Genomic DNA, 18845 nt, shown 5'->3' with positions numbered 1-18845 from the left:
GGTGCTTCGACTTCGCTCAGCACGAACGGGGTGGGGCATCGATCTGACCACGCCCCGTTAGCGACACGCCCAGTCCGTTATCAAGCATCGCGTCAGGCGGCGATCCGCTCCGGCGCGATCACGGGTGCAGCCGTCGCGGTCGCCGCCTTCTGCATGCTGAGATACGATGCGAGTTCCGGGCCGAGTTCGCGCTGCGCCCGCAGATAGGCGACCGGCGTGACGATGCCGAGCCGTGAGCGCGCGGCCTCCAGCGGTTCGTGGAGCAGTTCGAGATAATCCTCGCCGGAAATCCACTTCGCTTTGCGCCCATTGCGATAGCCTTCCCAGACCGCCTTCGCGAACAGCTTGCTCCCCGTAACACGCATGCTCTTCAGCGCTGCGGCGGAACCGATCAGCGCCCAGCCGAGCCCGCCGACCTGCGCATAGCTGAACGCGACCAGCGCCGCTTCGCCCATGCTCTCGTCCGCCTTGTAGCCGGTCAGCACGTGCCAGATATCGTGCGTATCGCGGACCCGCCGGCCGAACCACGCATAGGGATGCGCCAGATCGTCCTCGGACGGCACGAGCCGCGAGACCTCGACCAGCCCGTCCGCGGAATAGCCCGTCGTCTCGAGGAAAGTGCGATACGCTGCGCCGACCGTGCCGGGCGCGAAGCTCGCGACGAACGCGGGATCGGAGAAACGCTGCGCTAGTTCGACGCGGTCATAGGCGATCCGCCCGCCTTGCTCGGTGGCGATCAGTCGCGCGTAATTCATCGGTGCATTACCGACGTTCAGCGCGCGCATGATCCGGAACACCTGCGTCGTGTCGTCACCGTTCGCGAGCAATTTCTTGATCGCATCGAACGCCGTACGCCAATCGCGACGACCGATCGTACCGGGAAACGGAGGAAGCTTCGCCATCGAGTCGACTCCTTACTGACATTGTTGTTAGTACTGGAGCCAATCCTTGCGGTCAAGCCGGCAGTAGAGCGACAACCTCCACACCATTGTGGCGCGCCGCGCCGGCCAATTGCCTGTCGAACGTCGCGAGGCCCAGCGCTTGGTCGACCACGATCGCCAGATGCAGGGCATCACCTGATCGCAGGCCCTTTGGTGGCGATGAGACGAGTCGCTGCGCGTCGACAAAATGGCCAGTTTCGACCGGTATCGACGATAGCGACGTAAGCAGCACCGCCGCAGCCCGTGTGACTTTTGCATGAGTGACGTCGTCAAGCTCACCAAGCCGACGCTTCAGCGCAAGCGCGCCGGCTAACTCGGTGCCGACCCATGCGCTGGCGAATAGCGCACCCGCCGATTGTTCGCGCATCCAAAGATCCGCGACGATGCTGTGGGTTTCTGGGACTAGGAGGGCGACAAGCAGCGACGTGTCACAATAGATCATGACGGCGCATTTCCTCGACCGTCATGCTGCTATTGATGCCCCCGGCGTGATTGACCGTCGTCGCGCGCAACGCCCTCAGCGCATCGAAATCGATGGGCTGGCGGGGTGGCAGAGGTGGCGCCGCTGGCGTGACGCAGGCGAAGTACTGGCCGTCACGCATGATCTGCACGGCCTCGCCAGCTTCGAGCCGGTCGATCAACGTGTCCAGCTCGTCTTTCAGATCCGCGATATTGATCGAGTCCATGATCCGGCTCCTGCCTGCCGCCCCGCTATACCACGGCGCGACAGGCAGACCGAATCACACCCGCATCGGCATCAGCACGTACAGCGCGGGCGACTTGTCGTTCTCGCGGATCAGCGTCGGGGCGGCGGCGTCGGCGAGGTGCACTTCGACCATGTCGCCGTCGATCTGCGCGAGGATGTCCATCAGATAGCGGCTGTTGAAGCCGATCTCGAACGGGAGCGCGACGTAATCACCGGGGACTTCCTCAGCCGCGGTGCCATTCTCTGGCGAGGTCACCGACAGCGTGATCTTGTCGCGGTCGAGTGCCATCTTCACGGCGCGCGTCTTCTCCGTCGCGATCGTGGAGACGCGGTCGACGCCTTCCATGAAGCTCTTCGGGTCGATCTTGAGGATCTTGTCGTTGCCGGTCGGGATCACGCGGCTGTAATCGGGGAAGGTACCGTCGATCAGCTTCGAGGTCAGGATCGCCTGGCCCAAGTCGAATCGGATCTTGGTCGGCGACAGCGACACGCCGACCGAGCCGTCGACCTCGTCGAGCAGTTTGCGCAACTCGCCGATGCACTTCCGGGGCACGATCACGTCGGGCATCGATTCGGCACCCTCGGGCCGCGGCAGCGTGACGCGCGCGAGGCGGTGGCCGTCGGTCGCAGCGGCCTTCAGCACCGGGTTCGAGCTGTCGCCGTCCGCCACGTGCAGGAAGATACCGTTGAGGTAATAGCGCGTCTCTTCGGTCGAGATCGCGAAGCGCGTCTTGTCGATGATCTGCTTGAGCGTCTCGGCGGGCAGTTCGAACTGGGTCGGCAGTTCGCCCTCGGCGATCACCGGGAAATCGTCGCGCGGCAGCGTGCCGAGCGAGAAGCGCGCACGGCCTGCGACGATGCTCATCCGGCCTTCCGACGCGGCGAGCTGGACCTGCGAGCCCTCGGGGAGCTTGCGCGCGATGTCGAACAGCGTGTGCGCGGACACGGTGGTCGCGCCGGGCTGGTCGACCGCGGCGGCGATCGATTCGTTGATCTGGAGATCAAGATCGGTCGCCATCAGCTTCAGCGTGCCCTCGGCGGTCGCCTCGATCAGCACGTTCGACAGAATGGGGATGGTGTTGCGCCGCTCCACCACGGACTGGACATGGCTCAGCCCCTTGAGGAGCGTTGCGCGTTCGATCGTCGCCTTCATCAAAATTCCCCCCGCCACCACAGCCGGACTCGGGGCTGGGGGCAATCCGCAGATGGCTTACCCAACAACAAAGGGTCGGAGCAAGCGCCCCGACCCTTCTTTGATCACGGTAAACGTCGCGTTAAAACGCGCGCACCGTTTCGATCAGAAGCGGAAGCCGTAGCTGGCGACTACCTGGTGACGATCCGTATCGACGTCGAATCGGCCGCTGGTGCCGCCGGTCGCATAGTCGATGTTGCTGCGCTCGTACTTCGAATAGCGATATTCGAGCTTGGCATAGCTGTTCGGACCAACCGCGTGCTCGGCACCGGCACCAACGCGCCAGCCGTCGAGATTGAAATCGGTGTCGGTCGTCTGGTTGGTGTCGCCGGCGAGCACGTTCAGCTTGGCATTGGTGTAGCCGCCCTTGACGTACAGCATCGTCGTCGGAGCGACGACATAGCCCGCGCGCGCGCCGACATAGATATCGCGGCCCTGCTTGACGCGGCCGAAGCCGAAGTCGCTGGTATAGTCGTTGCGGTCGCTCTTCGAGGTCGAGCCGGTCAGTTCGGCCTCAGCCCCGAGCACGACGTTGTTCGACATGGCGATGTCGTAGCCGATGCCGCCGCCGTACAGCAGGCCATCGATCTTCTGGTCGTCGCGCCCGTTGTTGTTGGACACGCTGCTGCCGGCGCCGGTGTGGTCGTAGCCGAGCGTGGCCTCGACGCGGGGGCCGGTGAAGGTCGGGTTGGTCTGCGCGAGAGCGGGTGCTGCGACGGCTGTCGTGGCGAGCAGCGAGACGGCGATAAGCGTACGCATTGGGGTTACTCCTTACTATCTGGGCACCCCAAAACGCGGGGTGGACCGCTCCAATGGACCAACCGCCCGAGCGTTGCATGAACCCCAGATAAACGCGGAAATCCGTTGCTTTTGCGCCACAGGGGGTTGAAACGCGGGCTATGATTCCAAGCCAACGGCAGGGTGAAGCGGACGCCCGTTCAAGCGATACTCCGGCCCCGCGCAAGGGGCGTGATTTCGTCGCACGGCACGGCGAAACCGTGTTCAACGCGGCGCACCGGTTGCAAGGGGATGCCGCGCATACACCGTTGACGCGCGCGGGCTTTGCTCAGGCGGACGAGCTTGGTCGGGCGTTGCGCGGATTGCTGGGGGCGAAGCCGGCGCTGACATTGTGGGCGTCGCCGACCGGGCGGGCACTGCAGACGCTGGCGGTGATCTGCGAACATCTGGAGCTCGATTGGCATGACGTGCGGACCGATCCGCGGTTGGTCGAGATCGACATGGGGTCCTGGGGCGGACGCTATTACGCGGACGTGATCGACGAGGTCGGGCCGGTGATGCTGCCGGGCGGTACGTTGAAGCCTGCGCCGGACGGCGAGACGTATCCGCAAATCGCGGCGCGCGTTGGTGGCTGGCTGGCCGATACCGCGGAGGATCCGGGCGACCGTTTGGTGATCATGCACGGCATTTCCAGCCGGGTGATGCTGGGCGTGATGACGGGCGCGCCGGTCGATCCGCTGCTGGGCGCGCCGGTTGCGACAGGCCTGCCGCAGGGATCGGTGACGCTGGTCGAGAACGGCCGCGCGACCGTGCCGCATCTCGGTACCGGTTTCGCCCCGGCGTGAGATTGGCGACTCTGCTGATCCTCGCGATCGCGGTTCCGGCATCGGCGCGCGAGACGATCGGCATCTACAAGGGCTGGGGTGCTTTTCGCGACGCGGCACCCGAGCGCTGTTACGCGATCGCGCGGCCGGTGATGGCGGGTGGCCGGTCGAGCGGTTTCGCGAGCATCGCGACCTGGCCGAAGCGCGGTCTAAGGGCCTCGCTCCACATCCGTCTCAGCCGCGAACGTGATCGATCCGCGGGGGTGACGCTGACGATCGGCGAACGACGATTCGCGTTGGTGGCGAACGGGCTGGATGCCTGGGCGAGCGATGCGCCGAGCGACCGCGCGATCGTCGCGGCGCTGCGATCGGGGCGGAGCACGAGCGTCGAGGCGGTCGGTGTCGGGGGGCGACCGTTTGCGGATGTGTATGCGCTGTCCGGGGCGGCGACGGCGATCGATGCGGCCGCGCTGGCGTGTAGCGGAGGCTGAACTGTAGGCATTCGCCCTCACTCAGTACCACCACCCCGGCGGAGGCCGGGGCCCAATTGGGGGACGGGTGTAACGACGCTCAGTCCTCCGTTGCGACGACCTTTCCAATTGGGCCCCGGCCTTCGCCGGGGTGGTGGTTATTTTGGGTGACGTTCGGCCTGACTGCGCCGACTCTGCCCCCCCTCCCCGCAGCCAGTAGAAAAATCAGCAGAATTCCGCTAAGGGCCGCGCCATGCAGACCGCCGCGAACCTCATGCCTATTCCGGGGCACATCGATCCCGTGCCCGTTCCCCGCAGCTTCGTGCCGCGCAGCGACGGGCGGATCGACCTGCTCGGGCTGTCGCTCGCCGATCTGCGGATGGCGTTGGAGACGTCGCAGCTCGAGGAGAAGCAGGCCAAGCTGCGCGCCAAGCAGCTGTGGCACTGGATCTACAACCGCGGCGCGACCGAGTTCTCGGCGATGACCGACATCTCGAAGACGATGCACCCGTGGCTCGAGCAGCGCTTCGTGATCAGCCGGCCCAACGTGGTCGAGGCGCAGGTGTCGACCGACGGGACGCGGAAATGGCTGCTGCGATCGGATGACGCGCAGGATTACGAGATGGTGTTCATCCCGGACGCGGATCGCGGCACGTTGTGCGTGTCGAGCCAGGTCGGCTGCACGCTCAACTGCACCTTCTGTCACACCGGCACGATGCGGCTGGTACGCAATCTGACGCCCGCCGAAATCGTCGGTCAGGTGATGCTCGCGCGCGACTCGTTGGGCGAATGGCCGAGCCAGCCGGAAGGCCGCATGCTCACCAACATCGTGATGATGGGGATGGGCGAGCCGCTGTATAATTTCGAGAATGTCCGCGATGCGCTGAAGCTGGTGATGGACGGCGCAGGGCTGGCGCTCAGCCGTCGGCGGATCACTCTGTCGACGTCGGGCGTGGTGCCGATGATGGCGCGCGCGGGGGCCGAGATCGGCGTGAACCTGGCCGTGTCGCTGCATGCGGTGACCAAGGAGGTGCGCGACGAGATCGTGCCGCTCAACCGGAAATACGGCATCGAGGAATTGTTGCAGGCGTGCGCGGATTATCCCGGCACGAACAACGCGCGGCGGATCACGTTCGAGTACGTGATGCTGAAGGACAAGAACGACTCCGACGACGACGCGCGCGAACTCGTGCGGTTGCTGCGGAAATACGAGCTGCCGGCGAAGGTGAACCTCATTCCGTTCAATCCGTGGCCGGGTGCGCAATACGAGTGCTCGACGCCCGAGCGGATCAAGTCGTTCTCCAGCATCGTGTTTGGTGCAGGGATCTCCGCGCCGGTGCGGACGCCGCGCGGGCGCGACATCGATGCGGCGTGCGGCCAGCTGAAGACCGCGTCGGAGAAGAAGAGCCGGGCGCAGATTGATCGCGAGGCCGCCGCCGAGTCCGACGCTTTTGCTTGAGTGGAGTGCGGTTGCGCTGGCGGCAGGGGCGGGCGTTCTCGGCGGTGCGATGAATGCGCTGGCGGGCGGCGGGAGCTTCGCGACGATGCCGACGCTGATCGGGCTCGGCGTGCCCTCGACCTTCGCCAACGCGACCAGCAACGTCTCGCTTCAGCCCGGTGCGATGGCGAGTGCGTGGGCGTATCGGCATGGGCTTCAGCCGATCTCGGGCGTCGGCATGCGAACGATGGCGGGGGTCACCTTCGTCGGCGGCCTGGTCGGCAGCCTGTTGCTGGTGGCGACATCGGCGCGCGCGTTCGACCTGATCGTGCCGTGGCTATTGCTGTTCGCGACGCTGGCGATCGCGTTCGGGACTCGGGCGTCGTTGTGGCTCAGGTCGAGGGTCGAGATCGGGCCGAAGTCGCTGGTCGGGGTGCAGGCGCTGCTGGGGATTTACGGCGGCTATTTCGGGGGCGGAGTCGGGCTGATGCTGACCGCGGCGTGGGGGCTGTTGTCGGGCGCGACACCAGCGACGCTCGCGCCGCCGCGGACGCTGATGCTGGCGGTCGCGAACCTTGCCGCGACGATCATCTTCATCGCGACCGGGATGGTGGTGTGGGCGCTGTGCGTGCCGATGCTGATCGGCGGGATCGTCGGCGGGCATTACGGGGCGAAGCTGGGGTTGTTGCTGTCGCCGCAGGTTATCCGGGTGTGGACGCTGCTGGTGACCATCGCGACGACTATGGTGTTCTTTTACAGGGCCTATGCCTGACACATTATGGTTCCCCGCGAAGGCGGGGACCCAGTCTGGGCACCCGCCTTCGCGGGTGAACACTCTTGGTTTGGCATTACACATCGCCAAAAGAAGCCGTCACCCCGGCGAAAGCTGGGGTCTCGTGCGGCAAGGGCGCGCTCCGTTACCGGGAGATCCCAGCTTTCGCTGAGATGACGACTTTGGGGCGCGGACGGATCTAAGCGTCACCCCGGCCCCAGCCAGACCCAATGTCCGTCACCCCGGCGAAAGCTGGGGTCTCGTGCGGCAGGGGCGCGCTCCGTTACCGGGAGATCCTAGCTTTCGCTGGGATGACGGACTTTGAGGTGATGACGGACATTGGGGGAGTTACCCCGGCCGGCGCATCTTAAAGAGTGCATCTTCGGTGATCTCGAAATAATCGGCCGGGCCGCCGCCGCGCAGGATCGGGTTCGCACGTGCCGTCTGGTAGACGCCGTCCTCGAGCATCGCGGAGTCGATGTGAATCGCGACCGCCTCGCCGAGCACAAGCCACTGGTCGAGCTCTCGGCCGTCCTTGGTTTCGAGGCGGATCAGCTGAGTCAGCTTGCATTCGAACTGGGCGCGAGACTCTGCCACGCGGGGCGGCTTCACGTGGGTCGACGCGGCCATCTCCAACCCGGCCAGCGCGAACTCGTCGACATCGGCGGCGACGTTGGCAGCGGTCGTGTTCATCGCCTCGCTCAGGTCGCGCGAGACGAGGTTCCAGACGAACTCGCCGGTCGCCTCGATATTGGCGACGCTGTCCTTCCAGCCCATCGACGAGAAGCCGATCAGCGGCGGGCTGTAGTTGAACAGGTTGAAGAACGAATAGGGCGCAAGGTTGGCGACGCCGTTCGCCGACACCGTGCTGACCCAGCCGATCGGCCGCGGCGCGACGATTCCGTTGAGCGGATCGTGCGGCAGGCGGTGGCCATTCGCGGGTTCGTAAGAATGCCATTCGGTCATAGGCTTATCCCTGCTATTGAGCGCTTCGACAGGCTAGAGCGAAGACCGAGCATGAACGATCCCACTGTTACCCCCCATACCGTCATGGCCGTCAAGCGCCACACACTGGCGACGCGCGTCTGGCACTGGGTGACGGTGGTGACGATGTTCATCATGATCGGCAGCGGGATCGGCATATTGAAGGCGCATCCGCGACTCTATTGGGGCAGATACGGCGCGAATTTCGATACCGCCTGGACGACGCTGGACCAGTGGCCGGGCTGGGTGGTGACGTTGCTCAACCTGCTGACGATCCCGGCGAGCTACAACCTTGCGATCTCGCGGCGCTGGCACCTGTTGTTCGCGCTCGTCCTCTCGTTCGCGCTGCTCGGGTTCATGATCGTCAGCCTGATCAACCGCCATTTCCAGCGCGACCTTCGTGTCCGCGCTGCCGAGCTGTCGCCGCGCGAGGTGGCGCATGACGTGAAGGAGCATCTCGCCTTCCGCTTCCACGATCCGAAGCGGCCGGGCGCGTACAATATCCTCCAGAAGCTGTCGTACGTGGCGACGATCTTCGTGCTGATCCCGGTGATGATCCTGACCGGGCTGGCCATGTCGCCCAACATGGACGCCGCGTGGCCGTGGTTGCTCGAGATTTTCGGCGGGCGGCAGTCGGCGCGCTCGATCCACTTTATTGCCGCCACCGGACTGGTGCTGTTCATCATCGCCCATCTCGCGCTGGTCATTCTCGCCGGCGCCTGGAACGAGGTTCGGTCGATGATCACCGGACGCTGGGCAGTGCCGGAGGACGTCGCATGAGTTCGTTGATTACCCGCCGCGCGCTGGTTGCCGGCGCGACGATCGGCACGGGCGCGCTGCTGACCGGGTGCGACAAGATCGCCGCGAACCCCGAGGCGCGCAAAATCCTGTTCATGGGAGAGGACATGAACCGCGGGCTGCAGCGCGCGCTGACCAACCGTAACGCGCTCGTCCCTGAGTTCAGCCCTGCGCAGATGTCGCCGATCTTCCGATCGAACGGTACGCGCGATCCGGGTACGCCCGGGTACACCGCGATGGTCGCGAACAATTTCGCGGACTATCGCCTGAAGGTCGGCGGGCTGGTCGATCGGCCGTTGTCGGTGACGTTGCCGCAACTCCGCCAGATGCCGTCGCGCACGCAGATCACGCGCCACGACTGCGTCGAGGGGTGGAGCGCGATCGGTAAATGGCGTGGGCCGAAGCTTGGCGCACTGCTCAGCGCCGCCGGGTTGCAGAGCACCGCGCGCTACATCGTCTTCACCTGCGCGGACCTGTATCGCGGCACGCCCTATTACGAGTCGATCGACCTGATCGACGCGTTCCACCCCCAGACGATCCTGGCCTGGGCGCTCAACGATCGCGTACTCGACGTTGCGCACGGCGCGCCCGTCCGACTGAGAGTCGAACGACAGCTGGGCTACAAGCATGCGAAATACGTCATGGCGATCGATGCGGTGGCCAGCCTCGCCGGAATCGGCAAGGGCAAGGGCGGCTATTGGGAAGATAACGTGGATTATGATTGGTACGCGGGAATCTAAGCCGCCGCGGGGGTAGCGCAATTCCGTACCAGTCATTAGCTAAAGCGACATGGCTCTTTTCGATCGTTTCCTGGCCCGGCAGGTTAAAACCGGCGAACTCACGCTCATCCACGCGGACGGCACGACCAAGCATTTCGGCAAGCCCGACCCAGCCTATAACCCGGTCACGATCCGGCTGACCCAACCCGGCGTCGCCGGCGCGATCGTCCGCCACCCGGCGCTCGGCGCAGCAGAGGCGTTCATGGACGGGCGCCTCGCTATCGACCGCGGCGACATTCGCGATCTGGTCAACCTGCTCAAGGGCAACAGCCCGTGGGAGCGTGGCGGCGGGCTCAATCCGTCGCTGCCGATCAAGCTGCTCGACAAGGTCGTCCACCGCGTCGACCGGGTGAACATGGCGCGCCGATCGAAGAAGAACGTCGCGCATCACTATGATCTGTCGGACCGGCTGTACGATCTGTTCCTCGACGCCGACCGGCAATATTCGTGCGCGTATTTCACCGATCCGGGCAACAGCCTCGAACAGGCGCAGTCGGACAAGAAGGCGCATATCGCTGCCAAGCTGGCGATCCAGCCGGGGATGCGCGTGCTCGACATCGGCTGTGGCTGGGGCGGGATGGCCCTGTATTTGCACGCGAAGACCGGTGCCGAAGTGCTCGGCGTGACGCTGTCCGAAGAGCAGCTGAAGGTGGCCCGCCGTCGGGCCGAGGAGGCCGGCGTCGCCGACAAGGTGAAGTTCGAACTGATCGACTATCGCGCGCTGACCGGGACATTCGACCGGATCGTGTCGGTCGGCATGTTCGAGCATGTCGGCCCCGCGCATTACAAGGCGTTCTTCCGCAAATGCCGCGATCTTCTGACCGAGGACGGCGTAATGCTGCTTCACACGATCGGCCGGATGGGGGGGCCTGGCGTTACCGACACCTTCACGACGAAATACATCTTCCCGGGCGGGTATAATCCGGCGCTGTCGGAGATCGTGCGCGGGTATGAGGGACTGAAGTTCTTTCCGACCGATATCGAGGTGCTGCGCGTGCATTACGCGCTGACGATCGATCACTGGTATGATCGGACCGTGGCCGCGAAGGATGCGATCGTCGCGTTGTACGACGAGCGATTCTACCGGATGTGGACGTTCTACCTTGCGGGCGCCGCGGCAGCGTTCCGGACCGGGGGGATGGTCAACTACCAGATCCAGCTGTCGAAGAGCCGGATGACCCTGCCGCTGACGCGCGATTACATGATCGAGGGGGAGCGGGCTTTGCGGGAGGGGTGACGTGGGTATGGCGGGGGGGGCGAGTCCCCCCGCCAATTTTGCTCGTTCCCCCGCGCAGGCGGGGGCCCAGGGTTACGCTAGACTGCGGTACTTAGCTGGGCTCCCGCGTCCGCGGGAGAACGAGGTTTGTGCCGAGGCGGCTTAGCGTGGCCCCTGCACTTCTGCTTTGGCAGCAGCGCGCTCGTCGCCGCCGATCTTGCCGTCCTTGTTAGCGTCGTACTTCGCGAACGTCGCCGCGAGCAGCGCCTGCGCCTCGGCCTGCGTCACCTTGCCGTCCTTGTTCTTGTCCGCACTCGTGAACCAGAGGTCCGCGAGGCGCTTGGCATGGACCGGATCCGGACGGCCCGGCCCGACCTTCATGTTGCCGATCCGCGCCTGCACTTCCGCGCGGGTCAGGACGCCGTCCTTGTTGGTGTCCGACGCGGCGAATTCGGTCTTGAACTTGGCCGAGGCGGACGCGCGGGTTTCCTGCGCGAGCGCCGGGGTCGCGAGACCCGCGAGAACGAGAACGGTGAGCGTTTGGCGTAGCACGGTTGCGTAAACTCCAGAGGATTTGCGGCGCGGATAGACCGGTTCGGTTGTACGCGCCATGAACGCCATAGTTGCAGGCGCCGGTTGCATGGATGCCCCCCAGCGCATAGGGGCGCGGGCATTGGATATTGCCGAAGGACTCTGCCCGTGACCGATCAGATCAAACGTGTGGTGCTAGCCTATTCCGGTGGCCTGGATACCAGCGTGATCCTGAAATGGCTCCAGCAGACGTACAAGTGCGAAGTGGTGACCTTCACCGCCGATCTCGGCCAGGGCGAAGAGCTCGAGCCGGCGCGCGCCAAGGCCGAGATGATGGGCGTGAAGCCCGAGCACATCTTCGTCGACGACCTGCGCGAGGAGTTCGTGCGCGACTACGTGTTCCCGATGATGCGGTCGAACGCGCTGTACGAGGGGCTGTACCTGCTCGGCACGTCGATCGCGCGGCCGCTGATCGCCAAGCGCCAGATCGAGATCGCCAAAATGGTCGGTGCCGACGCGGTCAGCCACGGCGCGACCGGCAAGGGCAACGACCAGGTCCGTTTCGAGCTTGGCTATTACGCGCTGTCGCCCGACATCAAGGTCATCGCCCCGTGGCGCGAATGGGATCTCACCAGCCGCACCAAGCTGATCGAGTTCGCGGAAGCGCATCAGATCCCGGTCAGCAAGGACAAGCGCGGCGAGTCGCCCTTCTCGACCGATGCCAACATGCTGCACACCTCGTCCGAGGGTAAGGTCCTCGAGAACCCGTGGGACGAGGTCCCCGACTATGTCTATTCGCGCACCGTGAACCCCGAGGACGCGCCCGACGCGCCGGAATACATCACGATCGATTTCGAGCGCGGCGACGGCATCGCGATCAACGGCGAGGGCATGTCTCCCGCGACCTTGCTGTCGACGCTCAACGACTATGGCCGCCGTCACGGGATCGGTCGTCTCGATCTGGTCGAGAACCGCTTCGTCGGCATGAAGAGCCGCGGCATGTACGAGACGCCCGGTGGCACGATCTATCAGCTCGCACACCGCGGCATCGAGCAGCTGACGCTCGATCGCGGCGCCGCGCATCTGAAGGACGAGCTGGCGCCGCGGTACGCCGAGCTGCTCTACAACGGCTTCTGGTTCAGCCCCGAGCGCGAGATGCTGCAGGCGGCGATCGATCACAGCCAGGAGAAGGTGTCGGGCACGGTTCGACTCAAGCTCTACAAGGGCGGCGTGTACGTGGTCGGCCGGAAGTCGCCGAACTCGCTCTATTCGGAGAAGGTCGTGACGTTCGAGGACGACCAGGGCGCGTACGACCAGCGCGATGCGGAAGGCTTTATCAAGTTGAACGCGCTGCGGCTGCGGTTGCTTGCGAAGCGCGACCGGTAACTACGATCGGTTAACCATGCGGCGCTACAGCCGCATGGGTGGACCGCGAACGCCTTGACCTGATTTCCGATCTCGCGATCGCCGTCCTGTTGGCGTTCGTTCTGGGACTGGCGTGGAGCATCGGCGACTGGTCCTCGCTTTCGGCGTTACGGCTGCCCGATACCGACGACGTCATGCGCCTCCAGCAGGTCCGCGACTGGCTTGGCGGGCAATCGTGGAGCGATCTGACCCAATACCGACTAGGTGCTGGCGTGCCGATGCACTGGTCGCGCGTTGCCGATCTGGGCCCCGCCCTACTAATCACCACCGCGGCGCCGCTGCTTGGAACGCATCGCGCCGAGGTGCTCGCCGTCACCCTCTGGCCGATCCTGCTGTTCGCCGGCGCGTTGCTGTTGGTAGGTCGGATCACCCGCCACCTCGACCCCGATGCAGGGCGCACCGCGATGGTCATCGCGGCGATCGCATATCCGGCGACGACGATCTTCGTACCCGGTCGCATCGACCATCACGGCCTGCAACTCGTGCTCCTTCTCGGCGCCACGCTGGCCGCGATCGGAAAGCCGACATTCCGTAACGGCGCGATCACCGGGGCACTTGCCGCGACCAGCCTCGTCATCGGCATGGAGACGATGCCGTTCTTTGCGGTGCTCGGTGCCGCGGCGCTGCTCGCCTGGGCGCGTGCGGAAAGCAAGGGCGAAGCGCGGATCCTCGGTCTGGGTGTCGGGACGCTGACCGGGCTCGGTATCGGCATTGCGGGGTTCGCCAGTCGACAATGGCGCTATCCTGCCTGCGACGGATTTACCCAGCAGGCCGCGACTGGCTTGGCGATCATGGCAATCGTTCCGTTAGCGATCGCGGTGCTGGGACGGCATATAATATCGGTCCGAGTCAGGCTGGCAATCGCCGCCACCCTGTTTCTCGGAGCGCTCGGCGTCATCCGGCTGCAGTCTCCCGCGTGCGGATCGCCCTATGGGCAGGTTCCTATACTGTTGCGCCGCTTGTGGCTCGATCACGTCGGAGAGGCGCAATCGATCGTCACGGCGTCATTCGGCGTGGCGTTCGGGTATTTCGGAGTCATGCTCGCGGGGGTCGCGGCCTCAGCGTGGCTGGTGCGTCGGCGACCCGGTCGCAACGCGGTCCTGCTGCTCGCGCTTCAGTGCACCGCCGTCGCGATCGCCGCAGTGCAGCTTCGCGGTGCCTATACCGGCGCGATGCTCGGCGCGCCCGCGCTGGCCATCATGATCGGCGCGGCACGGCGGCGCGGTGTTCTCACGCTGGTACCGGCATGGATTCTCTCAACCGGCATGCTCTACCCTATCGCGGCCGAGGTATTCCTGCCGTCGCCGCGAAAGCCCTCTCCAAGCGCGTCGACCTGCACCTCGCCTCCAGCGATAGCTGCGCTCGACCACCTTTCGCCCGGCATGGTGATGGCACCGATCGACGTCGCCCCCTGGGGTATCGCCGCCACCCCGCATGCCTTCGTGGCCGGCCCCTATCACCGCAACACCGCAGGAAATGTCGCAATGTACCGGTTCTTTCTCGGCCGCAGCGGCCAAGCGCGAGCAATCGCAGATCGATGGAAGGTCCGTTACGTGGTCTATTGCGACAGTGATTTCGACGCCATCCAGCCCGCTCCTGACAGCATGGCGCAGGATCTGGCGTCGCGCAAGACTCCAGCATGGCTCAAGCCGCTGGATTCTCCCGGCAACAGGATATTCGAGGTCGTCCCGTGACCGACACGCTCGCACGAACCGACGTGGGGCACGACATCCGTTCCACCACGCTCTCCGGCGCAGCACGGCAAGGCTGGTGGACGACGCGTGGGTTCGCGGTACTCGCGGTGCTCGCCGCGCTGATTCCCATGCTGTGGCCGGCAATCCCACCGCTGACCGACGTGCCCGGCCACATCGGTCGCTACCGGATCCTCGCGGACGCAGGCACCGGTCCGCTGGCGCAGCATTACGACGTACGCTGGGCGCTGATCGGCAACCTCGGCGTCGACCTGCTGGTCATGGCCTTGCATCCTCTGCTCGATGTCGAGCCCGCGGCTCGGCTGGTGATCGGCGTGATCCCGGCGATGACCGTCGCGGCGATGCTGTGGATCGCCTATGAAGCGCACGGCCGCATCCCGGCGATGGCGGGCTTCGCGCTGCCACTCGCCTATAGCTACCCGTTCCAGCTTGGGTTCGTGAATTTCTGCCTTGGTGCGGCGATGGCGCTGGCAGGTCTCGCCTGGTGGATCCGGCTGGCGCGAACGCGACCGATCTGGGTGCGTATAATAGTGTTCGTGCCGTATGCCGGGCTGACTTGGCTATGCCACAGCTTCGGCTGGGCGATGCTCGGATTATTCGTAATCGGCGCGGAATGGTCATTGCGTATGCGACGCGGTGAGCCCTGGATCGAGGCGGCCTTCGCGGCCGGCCTGATGGCGTTGCCGATGGCATGGCCACTCCTGATCATGCTCGGCAGTGGCAGCGATCGGCTGGCAGGCGATACCGGCAAGTGGTTCCGCTGGAGCGCCAAGGCGCAATGGCTCGTGTCGATGCTGCGCGAACGTTGGAAGGTGTACGACATCGCTGGCGTCGTACTGATCGTCTGCGCGGTGTGGACCGCAGTCCGCTCGCCACGCATGCAGTTCATAGGAGTGCTTGGCATTCCGGCGCTGTTCGGTCTGATAACCTTCGTGATGCTACCGCTGATGTTCCAGGGCGGGGCCGGAGTCGATATGCGGATGCTGCCTTACGCGGCGGCGCTTGCGGTGCTGGCAATCCGCATCGAGCCGGATCACGATGCGCTTGCGCGGCGGGCCGCGGCGATCGGCGCCGCGTTTTTCGCGGTCAGGATTGCTACGACGACGATCACGTTCATCCTTTTCAGTCAAGGCCAGTCCCGCGCGCTGCAAGCGCTGAACGCCATCCCGCGCGCCGCTGCCGTCCTGGTATTGGTGAACGAGCCGAACATGACGTCCTGGTTCAACCCCCGCCTCACGCACATCGCCGGTCTGGCGGTGGCGCGGCGTGAGGCTTTCGACAACGAACAATGGGCGCTCGCGGGTCAGCAACTGATCCACCCGCGCCATCCCGATGCCGCACCATTCGATCGCGATCCGTCCCAGATCGTCCATCCACCGGGAACCGAGGACCAGACCATCGACTTCGACAAAGCGATACGCGCCTTCGATCGCTGCACGTTCCAACGGGTTTGGACGATCGGCTTCCCGGTCGGACGGGCACAGTCGGCCGACCTCGTCCCGATCTGGTCCGATGGAAGATCCGCGGTCTATTCCGTCGCATTCGATCATGCAGGGTGCTTGTCGAAGGGCCCCATGCGGCGCTAGGCGTCGACGATGACGCGGGGGCAGAGCACGGAACTTCACTGGTGGCAGACGCGCGGCTTCGTCTTCGCGGTGGCGCTGGCGTCGATCATACCGTTGCTGTGGCCGGAGATCCCGCCGCTGGTCGATCTGCCGGGCCACATGGGCCGCTACCGCGTCCAGTTGGCGATCGGCGAAAATCCCTGGCTTTCGCAGTGGTATAACTTCCGCTGGCAGATGATCGGCAATCTCGGCATCGACCTGTTGATCGAACCGCTCGCGCCGATCTTCGGGTTGCAGCTGGCGGTGAAGCTGATCGTGATGGCGATCCCGGCGCTCACCGTGACCGGGCTGCTGTGGATCGCGCGCGAGGTGCATGGGCGAATCCCGGCGACCGCGTTGTTCGCGCTCCCGCTCGCCTACAGCTATCCGTTCCAGTTCGGGTTCGTGAACTTCGCATTGGCGATGGCGATCGCGCTCAACCTGTTCGCGCTGTGGCTGCGGATGGGGCGGCTCGGGCGGACCAAGCTGCGTACTGCGATCTTCATCCCCGTCTCGTGCCTGTTGTGGCTGTGCCATACGTTTGGCTGGGGCGTGCTGGGCGTGCTCGCCTTCTCCGCCGAACTGATCCGCCAGCACGACATCCGCCGCGACAGCGATCCCAAAAGCTGGGCACATGGCTGGTTCAGGGCGTTCGTCCAGGCCGGGCTGAACTGCGTGCCGCTCGCGCTGCCGATGGTGATGATGGTGGTGTGGCGCTCGGGCGATCATGTCGGCGGCAAGACGCAGGACTGGTTCAACTGGCGCTGGAAGATGAACTGGATCACGATGGTCCTGCGCGATCGGTGGATGGCGTTCGACATCGCGTCGGTGACGGTGCTGTTCGTGATCCTGTTCCGCGGCGTGCGCGACCAGACGATCGAATATTCGCGCAACCTGGGGCTGTCGGCGCTGTTTCTCGCAGGCGTATACGTGCTGTTGCCGCGGATCGTGTTCGGGTCGGCCTATGCGGACATGCGGCTCGCGCCGTTCGTGCTGGCGATCGCGGTGATCGCGCTGCGGCCGCGGCATGGGCTGTCGTTGCGGGGCGCTGCCGTGCTGGCGGTGCTGGGCTTTGCGTTCTTCGGCGTGCGGCTGGCGGGGACGACGGTCAGCTACCTGATGTACGATCGCAGCTACGACCAGGCGATCGCAGCGATCGATACGGTGCCAGAGCGGTCTCGCGTGGTGTCGTTCGTCGGGCGGCGGTGTCGCGACGACTGGGCGTATTCGCGGCTCGAGCATGTGCCGGCGCTGCTGCTCGAGCGGCGCCTCGCCTTTACCAACGATCAATGGTCGATGGCCGGCGCGCAGCTGCTGACGACGAACTACGCGGCGGCGCGCGGGTTCGCGCATGATCCGTCGGAGATCGTCAGCGACATCAAGTGCCGTGGCCAGTTCTGGCGGCCGATCTCGATGGCGCTGGAGAAATTCCCGCGCGAGGCGTTCGATTACGTCTGGCTGATCCACCCGCCGAAGTTCGATCCGGCGCTGGTCGGCGACCTGACGCTGATCCGGCGAGACGAAACGAGCTTGCTCTACCGCGTCAACCGGGGGCCTTTGGTCCAGCCGGCGGCTCGCCCCGCCGGAACGGAGTAAGCTCGCCGAGATACTCCTGCTGCTCCGCGACGGCTTCGCGTTCACGGACGAGATAGTCGGCGATCGCGCGACGGAAGCTCGGGTCGGGGATGTAGTGCGCGGAATAGGTCGCGACGGGCGCATAGCCGCGCGCGAGCTTGTGCTCGCCCTGCGCGCCCGCCTCGACGGTCTTCAAACCCCGCGCGATGGCGGCGTCGATCGCCTGATAATAGCAGAGTTCGAAATGGAGGAACGGCACCTCCTCGGTCGCGCCCCAGTAACGGCCGTAGAGCGTGTCCGCGCCGATCAGGTTGAGCGCGCCGGCGATGGGAATGCCGTCCCGCTCGGCGAGGATCAGCAGGATCTGGTCGCCCATCGTCTCGCCGATCTGGTCGAAGAACGCGCGTGTCAGATAGGGCTGACCCCATTTGCGGGCGCCGGTGTCCTGGTAGAAGACCCAGAACGCGTCCCAATGCGCGGGCGTGATCTCGGCGCCGGTGAGGTGGCGGATCGTCAGGCCTTCGACCGCGGCCGCGCGCTCCTTGCGGATCGCCTTGCGCTTGCGGCTGGCGAGCACGGCGAGGAAATCGTCGAAACTCGCATACCCGTCGTTCTTCCAGTGGAACTGCGTGCCCTGGCGGATCAGCCAGCCGGCGGACTCGAACAGCGCCACCTCGTCGGGGTCGATGAAGGTCGCATGCGCGGAAGATAGCCCGCTCTGGTCGGTCACTGCTTCCAGCGCGGCGATCAGCGCAGGGGCCTGGTCGCGGTCGCGGAGGAGGAGGCGCGGGCCCGGCACCGGGCTGAACGGTGCGGCGATCTGGAGCTTGGGGTAATATTGCCCCCCTGCCCGCTCCCAGGCGTCGGCCCAGCCCTGATCGAACACGTATTCGCCCTGGCTGTGGCTCTTGGCGTAAGCTGGCGCGATCCCCGCTGGTTTGCCGTCGGGGCCGTCGACCACGATCGGCAGCGCCTGCCACCCTGAACGGCCCCCGACGCTTTTCGAGGCTTCGAGCGCGGAGAGGAACGCGTGGCCGACGAACGGGTTGGCGGTGCCGGAGCACGCGTCCCAGTCCTCGGCCGCGATCGAGGTGACGCCTTGGGCGATACGGGCTGTGACGGCGTTCATTGCCGCTTAGG

Annotated in this window: 19 protein-coding genes; 11 read left to right on the top strand and 8 right to left on the bottom strand. The window is 65.4% G+C overall.

All coding sequences use genetic code 11. The features are described from left to right. Positions 1–92: 92 nt before the first annotated feature. The 5 genes from U1737_RS17940 to U1737_RS17920 form a co-directional block, all read right to left on the bottom strand. Complete coding sequence (locus U1737_RS17940; RefSeq protein ID WP_332797713.1) at positions 93–902, bottom strand: Coq4 family protein; 810 nt, start codon at positions 900–902, stop codon at positions 93–95. 52 nt (positions 903–954) lie between these two features. After that, entirely contained in the window at positions 955–1383 is a 429-nt protein-coding gene (locus U1737_RS17935; RefSeq protein ID WP_332797712.1) for a type II toxin-antitoxin system VapC family toxin, read from the bottom strand. Then, positions 1370–1627 (bottom strand): type II toxin-antitoxin system Phd/YefM family antitoxin, encoded by a 258-nt coding sequence (locus U1737_RS17930; protein ID WP_248524631.1) that lies wholly within the window; start codon positions 1625–1627, stop codon positions 1370–1372. Before U1737_RS17930 ends, U1737_RS17935 begins: the two co-directional genes overlap by 14 nt. A gap of 54 nt (positions 1628–1681) precedes the next feature. After that, positions 1682–2800, bottom strand: a complete 1119-nt coding sequence (dnaN, locus tag U1737_RS17925; protein WP_056017955.1) for a DNA polymerase III subunit beta — start codon at positions 2798–2800, stop codon at positions 1682–1684. 144 nt (positions 2801–2944) lie between these two features. Further along, a complete protein-coding gene (locus tag U1737_RS17920; protein WP_248524630.1) occupies positions 2945–3598 on the bottom strand; it encodes an outer membrane protein in 654 nt (217 codons plus the stop codon). Positions 3599–3738: 140 nt separating this feature from the next. On the opposite strand from U1737_RS17920, the gene U1737_RS17915 reads away from it, so the two are divergent. From U1737_RS17915 to U1737_RS17900, 4 genes are all read left to right on the top strand, one after another. Then, positions 3739–4422, top strand: coding sequence for a histidine phosphatase family protein (locus U1737_RS17915; RefSeq protein WP_248524629.1), 684 nt, complete (start codon positions 3739–3741; stop codon positions 4420–4422). After that, a complete protein-coding gene (locus U1737_RS17910) occupies positions 4419–4892 on the top strand; it encodes an invasion associated locus B family protein (RefSeq protein WP_248524628.1) in 474 nt (157 codons plus the stop codon). Before U1737_RS17915 ends, U1737_RS17910 begins: the two co-directional genes overlap by 4 nt. Before the next feature lie 232 nt (positions 4893–5124). Then, positions 5125–6330 carry a dual-specificity RNA methyltransferase RlmN gene (gene rlmN, locus U1737_RS17905; RefSeq protein ID WP_056061442.1) on the top strand — a complete coding sequence of 402 codons (1206 nt, stop codon included), beginning with the start codon at positions 5125–5127 and terminating at the stop codon, positions 6328–6330. Next, a complete protein-coding gene (locus U1737_RS17900; RefSeq protein WP_248524626.1) occupies positions 6323–7081 on the top strand; it encodes a sulfite exporter TauE/SafE family protein in 759 nt (252 codons plus the stop codon). Before rlmN ends, U1737_RS17900 begins: the two co-directional genes overlap by 8 nt. A 348-nt stretch (positions 7082–7429) precedes the next feature. Here the strand turns inward: U1737_RS17900 and U1737_RS17895 are convergent, their stop codons facing one another. Further along, entirely contained in the window at positions 7430–8047 is a 618-nt protein-coding gene (locus U1737_RS17895; protein WP_332797711.1) for a flavin reductase family protein, read from the bottom strand. Between the two features lie 51 nt (positions 8048–8098). Between U1737_RS17895 and U1737_RS17890 the strand changes: the two genes are divergently transcribed. From U1737_RS17890 to U1737_RS17880, 3 genes are read left to right on the top strand one after another with little or no spacing between them, the layout of a single operon-like run. Next, positions 8099–8845, top strand: coding sequence for a cytochrome b/b6 domain-containing protein (locus tag U1737_RS17890; protein WP_248524623.1), 747 nt, complete (start codon positions 8099–8101; stop codon positions 8843–8845). Further along, on the top strand, positions 8842–9603 hold the full coding sequence (locus tag U1737_RS17885) for a molybdopterin-dependent oxidoreductase (RefSeq protein ID WP_248524622.1): 762 nt from the start codon (positions 8842–8844) through the stop codon (positions 9601–9603). The genes U1737_RS17890 and U1737_RS17885 overlap by 4 nt, the downstream gene beginning before the upstream one ends. Positions 9604–9652: 49 nt before the next feature. Further along, positions 9653–10879, top strand: coding sequence for an SAM-dependent methyltransferase (locus U1737_RS17880; protein ID WP_248524621.1), 1227 nt, complete (start codon positions 9653–9655; stop codon positions 10877–10879). 141 nt (positions 10880–11020) lie between these two features. On the opposite strand, the gene U1737_RS17875 is transcribed toward U1737_RS17880, so the two are convergent. Beyond that, positions 11021–11470 (bottom strand): EF-hand domain-containing protein, encoded by a 450-nt coding sequence (locus U1737_RS17875; protein ID WP_248524620.1) that lies wholly within the window; start codon positions 11468–11470, stop codon positions 11021–11023. Between the two features lie 87 nt (positions 11471–11557). On the opposite strand from U1737_RS17875, the gene U1737_RS17870 reads away from it, so the two are divergent. The 4 genes from U1737_RS17870 to U1737_RS17855 are packed head-to-tail and all read left to right on the top strand — an operon-like array spanning position 11558 to position 17726. Continuing rightward, the gene (locus U1737_RS17870; RefSeq protein ID WP_332797710.1) at positions 11558–12775 is read left to right on the top strand and encodes an argininosuccinate synthase; all 1218 of its coding nucleotides are present in this window, start codon (positions 11558–11560) and stop codon (positions 12773–12775) included. Positions 12776–12813: 38 nt separating this feature from the next. Next, the gene (locus U1737_RS17865) at positions 12814–14508 is read left to right on the top strand and encodes a hypothetical protein (protein ID WP_332797709.1); all 1695 of its coding nucleotides are present in this window, start codon (positions 12814–12816) and stop codon (positions 14506–14508) included. Next, a complete protein-coding gene (locus U1737_RS17860) occupies positions 14505–16112 on the top strand; it encodes a hypothetical protein (protein ID WP_332797708.1) in 1608 nt (535 codons plus the stop codon). Before U1737_RS17865 ends, U1737_RS17860 begins: the two co-directional genes overlap by 4 nt. 9 nt (positions 16113–16121) lie before the next feature. Continuing rightward, positions 16122–17726 carry a hypothetical protein gene (locus U1737_RS17855; RefSeq protein ID WP_332797707.1) on the top strand — a complete coding sequence of 535 codons (1605 nt, stop codon included), beginning with the start codon at positions 16122–16124 and terminating at the stop codon, positions 17724–17726. Here the strand turns inward: U1737_RS17855 and U1737_RS17850 are convergent. Further along, the gene (locus U1737_RS17850; protein ID WP_332797706.1) at positions 17674–18834 is read right to left on the bottom strand and encodes a GNAT family N-acetyltransferase; all 1161 of its coding nucleotides are present in this window, start codon (positions 18832–18834) and stop codon (positions 17674–17676) included. The genes U1737_RS17855 and U1737_RS17850 overlap by 53 nt on opposite strands. Between the last annotated feature and the right edge of the window lie 11 nt (positions 18835–18845).

This window comes from Sphingomonas fucosidasi, from assembly GCF_036663855.1.
Lineage (GTDB): Bacteria > Pseudomonadota > Alphaproteobacteria > Sphingomonadales > Sphingomonadaceae > Sphingomonas > Sphingomonas faeni_B.
This window is presented reverse-complemented; position numbering and strand designations above follow the sequence as displayed.

What these genes read in the sequence shown, in the direction of transcription:
- U1737_RS17855 (WP_332797707.1), top strand. Translation starts at nt 16,122, where the DNA reads ATGACGCGGGGGCAGAGCACGGAACTTCACTGGTGGCAGACGCGCGGC.
- U1737_RS17850 (WP_332797706.1), bottom strand. Translation starts at nt 18,834, where the DNA reads ATGAACGCCGTCACAGCCCGTATCGCCCAAGGCGTCACCTCGATCGCG.
- U1737_RS17875 (WP_248524620.1), bottom strand. Translation starts at nt 11,470, where the DNA reads ATGGCGCGTACAACCGAACCGGTCTATCCGCGCCGCAAATCCTCTGGA.
- U1737_RS17915 (WP_248524629.1), top strand. Translation starts at nt 3,739, where the DNA reads ATGATTCCAAGCCAACGGCAGGGTGAAGCGGACGCCCGTTCAAGCGAT.
- U1737_RS17895 (WP_332797711.1), bottom strand. Translation starts at nt 8,047, where the DNA reads ATGACCGAATGGCATTCTTACGAACCCGCGAATGGCCACCGCCTGCCG.
- U1737_RS17940 (WP_332797713.1), bottom strand. Translation starts at nt 902, where the DNA reads ATGGCGAAGCTTCCTCCGTTTCCCGGTACGATCGGTCGTCGCGATTGG.
- U1737_RS17890 (WP_248524623.1), top strand. Translation starts at nt 8,099, where the DNA reads ATGAACGATCCCACTGTTACCCCCCATACCGTCATGGCCGTCAAGCGC.
- dnaN (WP_056017955.1), bottom strand. Translation starts at nt 2,800, where the DNA reads ATGAAGGCGACGATCGAACGCGCAACGCTCCTCAAGGGGCTGAGCCAT.
- U1737_RS17880 (WP_248524621.1), top strand. Translation starts at nt 9,653, where the DNA reads ATGGCTCTTTTCGATCGTTTCCTGGCCCGGCAGGTTAAAACCGGCGAA.
- rlmN (WP_056061442.1), top strand. Translation starts at nt 5,125, where the DNA reads ATGCAGACCGCCGCGAACCTCATGCCTATTCCGGGGCACATCGATCCC.
- U1737_RS17885 (WP_248524622.1), top strand. Translation starts at nt 8,842, where the DNA reads ATGAGTTCGTTGATTACCCGCCGCGCGCTGGTTGCCGGCGCGACGATC.
- U1737_RS17930 (WP_248524631.1), bottom strand. Translation starts at nt 1,627, where the DNA reads ATGGACTCGATCAATATCGCGGATCTGAAAGACGAGCTGGACACGTTG.
- U1737_RS17935 (WP_332797712.1), bottom strand. Translation starts at nt 1,383, where the DNA reads ATGATCTATTGTGACACGTCGCTGCTTGTCGCCCTCCTAGTCCCAGAA.
- U1737_RS17920 (WP_248524630.1), bottom strand. Translation starts at nt 3,598, where the DNA reads ATGCGTACGCTTATCGCCGTCTCGCTGCTCGCCACGACAGCCGTCGCA.